Origin of the sequence: Cytobacillus spartinae (assembly GCF_042865285.1) — a bacterium.
Classification (GTDB): domain Bacteria; phylum Bacillota; class Bacilli; order Bacillales; family Cytobacillaceae; genus Robertmurraya_A; species Robertmurraya_A spartinae.
The window spans coordinates 247,548-258,066 of record NZ_JBIACK010000006.1 but is presented as its reverse complement, the minus strand read 5'-3'; the positions used below and the strand labels follow the sequence as shown (position 1 = coordinate 258,066).

The 10,519-nt window shown below is 34.6% G+C and carries 6 protein-coding genes; 3 read left to right on the top strand and 3 right to left on the bottom strand.

Annotated features, from left to right (window positions below; all coding sequences use genetic code 11):
* Together ACFYKX_RS14355 and ACFYKX_RS14350 are read left to right on the top strand one after the other, a co-directional pair.
* Positions 1-1,809 (top strand): InlB B-repeat-containing protein (locus tag ACFYKX_RS14355; RefSeq protein WP_389361748.1); only part of this gene is annotated, 1,809 nt, incomplete at its 5' end.
* Between the two features lie 465 nt (positions 1,810-2,274).
* A complete protein-coding gene (locus ACFYKX_RS14350) occupies positions 2,275-4,500 on the top strand; it encodes a YcdB/YcdC domain-containing protein (protein ID WP_389361747.1) in 2,226 nt (741 codons plus the stop codon).
* Between the two features lie 372 nt (positions 4,501-4,872).
* On the opposite strand, the gene ACFYKX_RS14345 is transcribed toward ACFYKX_RS14350, so the two are convergent.
* The 3 genes from ACFYKX_RS14345 to ACFYKX_RS14335 form a co-directional block, all read right to left on the bottom strand.
* Positions 4,873-5,865: a macro domain-containing protein gene (locus tag ACFYKX_RS14345; RefSeq protein WP_389361746.1), complete on the bottom strand. Its 993-nt coding sequence runs from the start codon at positions 5,863-5,865 to the stop codon at positions 4,873-4,875.
* 11 nt (positions 5,866-5,876) lie between these two features.
* Positions 5,877-6,296: a hypothetical protein gene (locus ACFYKX_RS14340; RefSeq protein WP_389361745.1), complete on the bottom strand. Its 420-nt coding sequence runs from the start codon at positions 6,294-6,296 to the stop codon at positions 5,877-5,879.
* A 321-nt stretch (positions 6,297-6,617) separates the two neighbouring features.
* Positions 6,618-8,450 carry an RCC1 domain-containing protein gene (locus ACFYKX_RS14335; RefSeq protein ID WP_389361744.1) on the bottom strand — a complete coding sequence of 611 codons (1,833 nt, stop codon included), beginning with the start codon at positions 8,448-8,450 and terminating at the stop codon, positions 6,618-6,620.
* A 413-nt stretch (positions 8,451-8,863) separates the two neighbouring features.
* Here ACFYKX_RS14335 and ACFYKX_RS14330 point away from each other — a divergent pair, with 413 nt between their 5' ends.
* Complete coding sequence (locus tag ACFYKX_RS14330) at positions 8,864-10,471, top strand: hypothetical protein (RefSeq protein ID WP_389361743.1); 1,608 nt, start codon at positions 8,864-8,866, stop codon at positions 10,469-10,471.
* Positions 10,472-10,519: the final 48 nt, after the last annotated feature.

Below are 10,519 nucleotides of genomic sequence, written 5' to 3'. Positions count from 1 at the left end.
ACCTATGATGTTACGTTTGATGCAGGTGGAGGAAACGTAACACCGACAATTCAAACGAAACTATATGATTCCACTTATGGTAAACAGTCAGATGGAAGCGAAGAAGTGTTACCGATTCCAACAAAAGCAGGACATGATTTTGTTGGATGGTATTCACAGGCAGATGGGGCAGGAGTAGAAGTAACTAATATAACTCCTGTAAATATACCATCCGACCATACACTGTATGCTCATTGGACAGCTAAACCATATACAGTAACCTTTGATGCGGGAGATGGAACCGTCACAACCACAACCCAAACGAAGTTATTTGGCTCAACATATGGCAAAGGATCGGATGGGACAAGTAACGAATCCTTGCCAACACCAACTAGAACAGGTTATGCGTTTGCAGGTTGGTATGATAACAGTGGATTTACAGGCTCAGCGATTACAAACCAATCTGAAGTTACAACAGCCAATAGCCATACATTGTACGCGAAATGGACAGCTATTCCTTATTATGGAACTAACCCTTCAACAAATTCACCAACTCAAGAAGTAATCACGGTTCCGGTTGAAATTGGGAATGTAGGCTCAGGTTTAACACTTACACAAACACCGATTACACGAACTACAGATCAAACTGGTAAAATAAAGGATGATGTAACATTTACATCAGGTCGTGCGAAGGAAACTGTTGAGAGTGTTAAGCAGGCAGGTAAAGATACGGCACGTATTGTCATTCCTGATGCTAGTGACAAAGTATCAGAAGTGAAGGTTAACGTTCCAAAGGAAGCTACCAAGGAACTGAGTAACTCTAATGTTAATCTGGAGATTTACACAGAAAATGTAAGAATCATTGTCCCGAATCAATCATTTGATGGTTTAGAAGATGATTTATTTTTCCGGGTTGTTCCAATTAAAGAAGAGCTAAAACAAAAAGAAGTGGAAGAACGTGCCAAAGGTGAACCAATTATTATTGGTGCAGCTCAAGGTAAAAAGGTTAATCTTGTTTCTCGACCTATGACTGTTGAAACGAATATGAAACGCCTTACAACAACTTTAATTCTCCCATTACGCGATGTGGTATTACCAGTTGACCCAGTAGAAAGAGAAACGTTCTTAAAGGAACTAGTTGTTTTCATAGAACATAGTGATGGTGAGAAAAAGTTGGTAAAAGCAGACGTTGTTAATTACAAGGATGGATTATTTGGTTTACAGTTTGATATAAACAAATTTAGCACTTTTACAATCCTTCGTTTGGAAGGCGGCATTCAAGGACCAACCAACCCGTGGGGTGATTTCGAGGTTAAGGAAGGGCAGGTTGGACGCATTCAAGCAGGGAATAATACAGTCCTTTATAAACTAGATGGAGATCAATTGGTTTATGAAAGAGTACTGACTAAAGAACAATATTATCGTGTATATAGTAAGCGTTCTGGTTTGTACAGGTTAGGTGGAAATGGTGTTTATATAAAACAAAATAATAATGTGATATACAATACACCTTCTAAAACGAAACTTAAGCAAAACCAATGTTTCTATGATTCCGCATGTAACGAAATTAGCAAACCGTTAGTATGGCAAGGTAGAAAAATGAATAGAGGACAAATTGGTGGAGTTGATATTGTAAACACAACAGAACTTTTTCAGCTAAATCATAAGGATGAACCTATCTTAATTCGTCCTTTAAATACAACAGAATGGTATCGTGTTTATGGCTATATTCCCCCGCTATATAATGTAGGTGGTGGTTATTACGTGTTACAAGCAGATGCTAAATATGAGGAACTTCCACAAGAGCTTCAAATTACTGATGAAAAATAGCATTAAAAAAAGAGCATTACTTCTCACTAAAGAAGTAATGCTTTTCTCTTTAAAAGAAGCTGATAAAAATAAATCTTTTAATTTGCACTGTGACAAATAGTAGATACTATTAGTTCTATGAGCATTCATTCTTTTACACTTGGTTTGTGAGAAACAAGTATAGAACACAAGCGATAGAGATAATTCTAATACAATAACGTGGGGTATATCTTCAACTTCTTCTATGCTTCAGCTACTCCGTAAATCTGATGAATGCGCTTCAGTTTAACATATTAGTAATCTAGTATCTTTCAACTCTCTTCAATTGCTTTACTCAGTATGTTGCTGAATGACATATTCCGTTAGCAAAAAAATCCACCTTGAAGCACTTATTAAGTTAAATCTAAAATTCTCTTCAAAAAACATTCATTATTTTCCAAATTTAGTATACAATTAAATAGATTAGTAAATATTGGGAGGTCTATTTTGAAGAATTTAAAAAAGGTTGGAATTTTATCATTATCTACTGCTCTGTCTCTTGGAATTTTAGCACCTGTGGCGAGTGCTTCAAGTTTTGGAAATGAACAGCCAAATCAGTTACAAGTCTTAGTTGCATCGAAGGAATCTACTGTAACCAAGAATGATTTAATTAAGAAGTTTAAGAGTTTTTTCCCTAAGCAATTCGACTTTTTGACAGATAACGATTTTCATATGAACACTGGTCATCGTTATCCTGAAGATGACACGATTCGTTATGATTTGAATTTCCATAAAACAGTAGATGGCAAAAATGTTTATGGGTATATTGGGTTTGTAGGGAAGGATCTTGAGATTGAAAGCTTTCACTATGAACCAGCAAACACAGCGGATGCTTTATTTCCCGCAAAAGTAACAAAGGAAGAGGCTAAGAAGATTGCTACTGATTTCATGAAAAGATTTCCTAACGGAGCAGAGTATGTAATAGAGGACAACTCTTATTATCCTTATAGAAATCAAACATTGACAGAGCCTATCCGTTATTCTTTTTCATTTGTTAGTACAAAGGACAAGGTTCTAATTCCAGATCAAAGAGTAGAAATTACGATTCTAGGAAACGGGGAAGTTGTTAATTTTTACAGAAATAGTAAGGATTTAAAATCTTTTACCTTTGATGACACTGGAAAAATGAAAAGTGAAGATGCAGTAACAAAACAAGTAAAGGCAAATTTCTCAGTCGACCTACAATATCAATTAGATTTTGATTATCAGACTGGTGAACGAAATGTAAGACTTGTATATAAACCTACTGGCCAATATTCAGGGGTCCATGCACTTTCAGGTGAGTGGCAAACAGCAAATGGTTTTGCAAAAGATTTACCTGAGATAAAGAAACTCGAGATGTTATCAGCTACCCCACTTGCGCCAAAGCAGTCTAATTTCAATGTAGATAAAGCAAAGGAGTTAGCAGAGCAACTACTTGCAGTTGAATCAGATAAAGTGAAGCTGCGGATTGAGTCTGTTGAAGAACGTGAAAACCATTTTGGTAAGAAAGTGATTTCTATTAATTATATGTATGAGTATCAAAATGGTGGCCACGGAACGAATTTGGAGCTAGATAAAGATACGGGTGAAATTATTCAATATTACAATATACAACGTGAATTGTTAACACAGATCGGGGAGGCACCTAATAAAGGTAAAGAGCTTTCTCGTGAACAGGCTTTAAACAAGGCGCTTGAATATTTAAAGGAGTATGCACCTTCATACGTGCACAACTATGCAAAGCCAACTGAAGAGTATATAGTAGACGATAGAGAAAATTATCACTTCTCGTTCCCAAGAGTTGTGGATGGAATAGTCGTATCAGGTGATCAAATTAATATGATGGTCTCTACTGATGGAACACTAATGAATCTAAATGTTGGTTACCAAGATGTAGAAGCATGGCCTTCAAGTGATAAGGTTATTTCAGCATATGATGCGAGAACATTATATAGAAAAGCATTAAGCTTAAAGCTAAACTATGTGATGCAGCCTAACAGCAAAGAGAATCATTACCACTTAGTATATTCACCATTATTTAATGACAAGGCATATAACCTACTCGATGCAAACACCGGTGAATGGACTAATTTAATGGATGAAAACACACCTCCAGTTGTTACTCATCCATGGGCAGAAGAGGAGTTAAATTATTTAATAGATGCTAAGATATTAAAAGTAGAGGATGTTGATTCATTCGATGCTAATGCATCCGTTACAAAGGGTGAGGCATTGGAAGTCATTTTAAAATCCTTAACTTACTTCCATGAGGGATATCCACCTGATAGAGAAGAAACCAAGCAAACATTTGAAAATATTGATCCTAAGCACCCGTTGTACCAGGTGGTAGAACGTGCTGTATCACTAGGCGTCCTCGATGATAATAAGAGCAAGTTTGATTTTGACAAGAACCTAACTAGAGAAGAATTAGCAGTTTGGTATATCCGTGCATTGGGTCTTGAACAAGCAGCTAAGCATAGTAATATATATAAACTTGATTTTGCAGATGCCAATAAGGTTAATAAAGAATACTACGGTTATGTAGCACTAGCAAATTCTATGGAGCTATTAACCACTGAGAAAAATCAATTTAATCCTGATCAAGATGTAAACTATGCTCAGCTAGCCGTTTCCACTTTACGATTAGCGCATAAGGTTTATGAGAATGGTGGAAGGTTGAATTATTATTAAGGGACAATGGGACAGGTATCACGTCCCGATGTTAATAAAAGAACAAATGAATGTAGAGAAAGCTTCGTAAAGAGATCCCTTTACGGAGCTTTTTCTTTCAAATACGTGGCCAATCCTGATATAACTCCAATAACTTGCTGGAAAGAATGTTTTGCCCTAATCTTTTGTAATGCTGATTTCAAAATCTAAACACTAAAAAGGAGCACAATAACTGAGCTCCCATCGTATTAAAGATTCGTGCTGTCTAAAGTGATTATGTTTTAGCTTTATCTGCAAGACACAATTAAAATGTAATCAGAGGGTGTAGCAACACCCATGGGGCACGGGTGTGTTTAAAACTTCTGATTTGCCCCTTATTATCGTCAAAACTGCTTAAGACGGTATTTCGACCTTATGTATATGGTCTACTGGTTTTTCAATTTCACTTTTTATTTTTGAATACGAGAATGCACCCATTTCACATTCCATATCAATATGTTTTTTGAGCTTGACTAAGTCCTTCATGTTTTCAAAATCCTTGTCATATAACGAAACTACTAATCGCCTTGCCAAGCGATGTTGTTTTATTCTAGAATAGTTTGCAAACGCTGAAATTAGAAATTTTGCTACTTCTTCTTGAGATAGTGGGCTACCAGAGGATTTAGTCCCTATCAGTGGAATAATTAGTGTAGAATTCGTAAAAATATTGGGCATTTGTTCAAATAGTTTTTCGAAAGATTCTATTAGCCCCTCTCTTGATGAAGTGAACTTTCCAGGTACATTTAAATAACTAGGTTCGCACATTGCTAAGAGTGCCGTTTCATAGTGGATATTCTCGGTAGGATGTGATACATAGAGAGCACCATTACTGTAGATTGGTCTATTTGTTTGGTCATAGCTTATAATATCCGCGCTTAATTGTTCTTTAAGATTCTCTTGCAAGTTATATTTTTCAGTATCTGATAGCTTTTGTATATAATTATATACAAGGCTTGTTTTACTCAAATAATCCTCGTCCAAACAAAATCTATTGTTAACTCCTAAGACAATTGCTACATCTTCATTATCTTTAAATCGATCTACTACATCCCAAAAAGAGCCAACCTCGTAGCTAATTATTACTTTTTTATCCAAAAATTCCCTAGAGTAACTTCTTCTTAATTTAATATAGTTATTAATAATTTTGTAGATCGATATACTATAATAAACCGCAAATATAAACGCTACCGTATATCCGGCCAAATTAAAAATCTGTAACCATAAGGATCCACTAAATAATTTTATTAACATTAAATAAACTGCATAAGTTAAACTAACCTTAGCAAAAAATTCTACAACCCTCTTTAAGACCAAAATAATAATATTTTCATCATAATGATTTTTCATTCTTCTACCCCTTATATTTCTTTTTCCAACCATTCCTTAGTAACTTCATCGTAATCCACAAGGAACTTATCATTAATTCCTGGATGTTTAAAAAATAGTATTCTTGTATTAGCAGCAGACTTTTGTGCATAGGGGGTATTTTTGTGAACGATATAAAAGTCTCCTTCATTTAATTGGGTTATTTCACTTGTAAATAAATCCTTTATATACGATTTACCCTGTAAAATCATTTGATATTCAGTAACATCGCTATGTTTATGAGGTGTATCTGATGTAAATTTCTTATAATGTGATATGCCTACCTCTACTTCATTATCGTGAATATGTTCTAGAAATTGGGGTACTTTTAGATTACCTATCAAATACTGTCTATCATTCATCTTCAAAGCTTCATCAATTTTTTCTTTTGAAATCTTTTGGATACCATTCATCCTTTTTCTAATTCCTCCCATATTAAAAAACTAATTAAAATTTTATCACAAAACTTATTTTAAAAACTCTACAATAGTTAAAATTAAGTTCAAAAAGCAGAAAAAGCTACCAGTATAATCGGCAGCTTTTTCTATACACAAACTATACCTGTTTATCCTCATGACTTTCTTCGAGCGTCACATACCATACATATCACTTACAGAGTGGTTAGCTCCTAAAAAAATTGTTCTTCGTGCTCATTGTTAAATCCATTGAAATATTGGATTCGTATTCCACCCTACCTGTATTTAGAACCTTGCATTGTATTATTATATATCCATTTATTTAATCTCACATTTCTCATTCAACTGAGCTAATTTGCTTTTCGAAGGTGTTTGATACTTAACATCGCCTGAGGCTCCTACAAAATATCCTCCACCAACGCTGTAAACCATTATCCCAGATTCATTTGACTTACTGTAAACACGAAACTCTTGTCCTACTTTTAGTGTTCTACTAAACTCTAATGAACCTGTTTTATTATTTTTCTTATATAATGGAGTGTCTTTTACAATGGCTAGTTTACCGATCTGACCCCTCTTTAGCTCAGCTTTATCCCACATTACCCTGGTTGGCTTACAACTAGAGTTAACTAGAGTGGGAAATATAATCTCAGTTGGATTTTCAATAACAAAAGATGGCCCTATTGCCGATTGTCCGTTATTGTTTCCGCCCCAAGCAAAGACTTTATTATCACTTGTTACCCCAAGTGATATGCTACCAGCCATACTTTCGGATCCTTCTGCAATCGCTGTCCATTTCTTATCTTTCTCAACCTGTGTTGGGACTAGATTTCCATTAAATTCTCCCCCCCACATCCAAAGAGTTCCATCTTTTTTTAGTGCATAAGCATTACTACCTCTTGTTGCTATTTTAGCCCAATTGGAATCTTTACCAATTTGAATGGGTTTATTATAAACCTTATTCCATTCCTCTAAACCATTTCCCATTTGACCAAACTGATTAACTCCCCAAGCCCAAAGAGTTCCATCCTTTTTTAAAGCTATTGTATAGTTGCCACTTGCAGAAACGGATTGCCAATTACGTTCCTTCCCAATTTGTGTAGGTGTAGTAATGTTCTGCTGCTTTACATTTCCAATTCCTAGTTGCCCGAATCCATTAAATCCCCATGTCCAAAGAGTTCCATCTTTTTTAACGGCTCCGGTATGAGAAAAACCAAAGGAAACTTCAGCCCAATCGTTTTTCCCTATTTTAACTGGTTTTAACCTATTGGTTTTTGTTCCATCTCCTAGCTCACCAGCTTCATTTAATCCCCACACCCACAAACTACCATCTTTTTTTATGGCACCGGCTCTATGATATTTTGCAAAAACTTTATCCCATTGATTACTGTCTCCAATTTGTTTAGGAGAAAGTCTGCTGTTTTTAGAGGTCCCATCCCCTAATTCTCCGAAATAATTTGAACCTACACCCCAAAGGGTACCATTCTTTTTTAATAGGACCGCAAAGTAGTTTCCTGTTGAAACATCCTTCCAGTCCTTAACATTCCCGATACTTTCTATGTACAACCTATCTTTGTCTGTTCCATCACCAAAAACTCCACTATTAAATCCCCAAGCGGATAATGTCCCATCTTCTCTTAATGCCATTGAAAAAGTATTGCCTGTGACTACTTTTATAACTTTATTCTTGTACCAATCTTCATTTGAAATGGGCTGTTTTTTCTTTTCATTAGATTTAATCGTAATAGTGTTCGTTCCATTGTCCCAATCAACCGTTACATTGAATGCTCTTGCTATTAATTGTACCGGTACGAATGCTGTTTTTCCTATCATTTTTGCAGGTGTTTCAAGCCCTATAACTTCACCATCTACCCAGCTCACATTACTATCCAATAATATCCGTATGTATCTCTCATTATCAGAAATATAGAAACCATTGTCATGCTCTTGCCAACTTATATCCATGTTAAAGGCTTCAAATATATCTTTTAAAGGTACGAGAATTGAATTATTCTCTATAACTGGTGAGGAACTCAGTTCCATTATTTCACCATTAAAAATAACCTTTATTCCTGCCGCATGAACCCTATCAATTATTGCAATGTTTAATAGTAATAGTGTTGTTATACAAATAATTAAAAGTTTTTTCATAAAGCTACCTCCAGCTGGTATTGTTAATAGATTCAATGGACTTTTACAAGCTTCCCCATTTACTCAAACTGTTGATATATATGTAAAACTATCACCTCTAACTAATTCCCTATTTTTTTTCAAAACACTTAGATATTTAGACCTAAAAATTCATTCGATAATATGTCTATTCTACCATTTATAAAACTGCATTGGACTATTCTGATTTTAAGTTCAAGAAATATTAATAGTTTTAGTTAATGTCCAAAACCGACGGGGGCCCTAAGCTAAGATTGACTAGTACGTAGTTAAATTTTACCTATTTATACACATCTACCAAATTTTATTAATGTATAATGGAAGAAGTTCTCAATAGTAAGTTTTTTGAGTTTTTTTCATAAAAAATAGATCATTGTAGAAAGGAATTACCAACATTGAAGAAAATTATCATTCTATTATTCTCCATTCTTATGTTAATGGGAAATGCAAATGTCATTGCTTTTGCTGATGAGGTTGACTTACCATTCACGCCCCAAAAGGTTATGTGGGATGGAGAGGAATTAAAAATTGGGCAAATAGGAAGATTAATAATAGTAAAGGATACTCCACTATTTAAATTAGAGGAAGATCAAAAAGTATTTGTCCGTACTTTAAAAGCATCTGAAAAGTACAGAATATATGCATTTAAACCAGGTATGTTAAGTGTGGGGGGAGGCTTATATGTAAATAGAGATAGTAAGATTAAGTACGAAACTCCGAGTAAAGCAAAATTAGAAGCTGTACAGAAAGCGAAACTAGACATAGTGAGAGTTAACCAGGCTAAATCACAAAGTGAGAAGCCAACAAATCCTTATTTTTTATCCCCAGAATTAGCAATAACGACTCAAAATACTGCTTCAAGTATAAGGATAGATGACTACTACTATGGTGATTACTTTTCGACTTCGGGACGTTACCTTTTTAAAGATTTTAATAATGGGAATATTAATCTACTATATACAACGGATAAGCATTTACATGTTGATAAATATAATCAAGTTTTTTCAAGGATTGGATCAAATAAGATAGAGATGGAATTACCCATTTTTGGTGGTTTTCACTCAGGAGAGGACGGAAACTACTATGTTATTTATGGTCAGGAAAATCTTGAAGAATCCAATACAAAGTCAGTATATCGAATAGTAAAATATAATTCATCATGGAAAAAGTTAGCTTCTGTTGATATTAAAGATGTGTATGTGACAAGGCCATTCTATGCTAGTAATTTAACAATGGATAGTTATAATGGGAAATTGGTTATTCATTCAGCGAGATTAAGATATCGTAGTAATGACGGATTAAATCACCAATCAAATATTAGCTTTTTAGTAGATACTAAAGACATGATAGTACTTGATAAAGGTGGTCAGTGGCCAAAAAATCATGTAAGTCATTCTTTTGCTACCTATGTTCGCTTTGATGGAGATAAAATAATATATGCAGATCATGGTGACGCTTATCCTCGTTCCATTGTTTTACAAGTTGAACAAGGCGGTATGGTGACAAGAGAGGTAGAGTTAATAAAATTTGCAGGTGAGATAGGAGATAACTATACGGGAGCACAATTGGGTGGATTGGAAGTAGGGCTATTAAACTACCTAATGGTTGGCTCTTACAAAGATAATAAAAATGTATATTTAGGTCTTGTTTCCAAAGAAACTGATTTAAATTCAAAGGTTATACCATTAACAAACCATTCCTTAAACTTAAATATTAATATTATCGAGACACACATTAGCAAAATGAATAATGATAAGTTTGTTGTAATGTGGAATGAATTAAATACTGATACGTATGAGAATAATTTATACTACTTAATAGTAAATAGTAACGGGGACATACTACAAAAAATGAAAAAGCTTCCCGGGATTCCATCACCAGGGAATATGAATCCACTTGTACAGGGGGATACACTAATTTGGTACAACACGTGGTCATATTATATTATGAATCGCGATTATACCGAAAGAAATGTAATGGAGTTCTTTACATTGCATAACTAGGGAGACTAGTGTTATATCCCGTTCTCTAAGTATTATATTAAACTATAT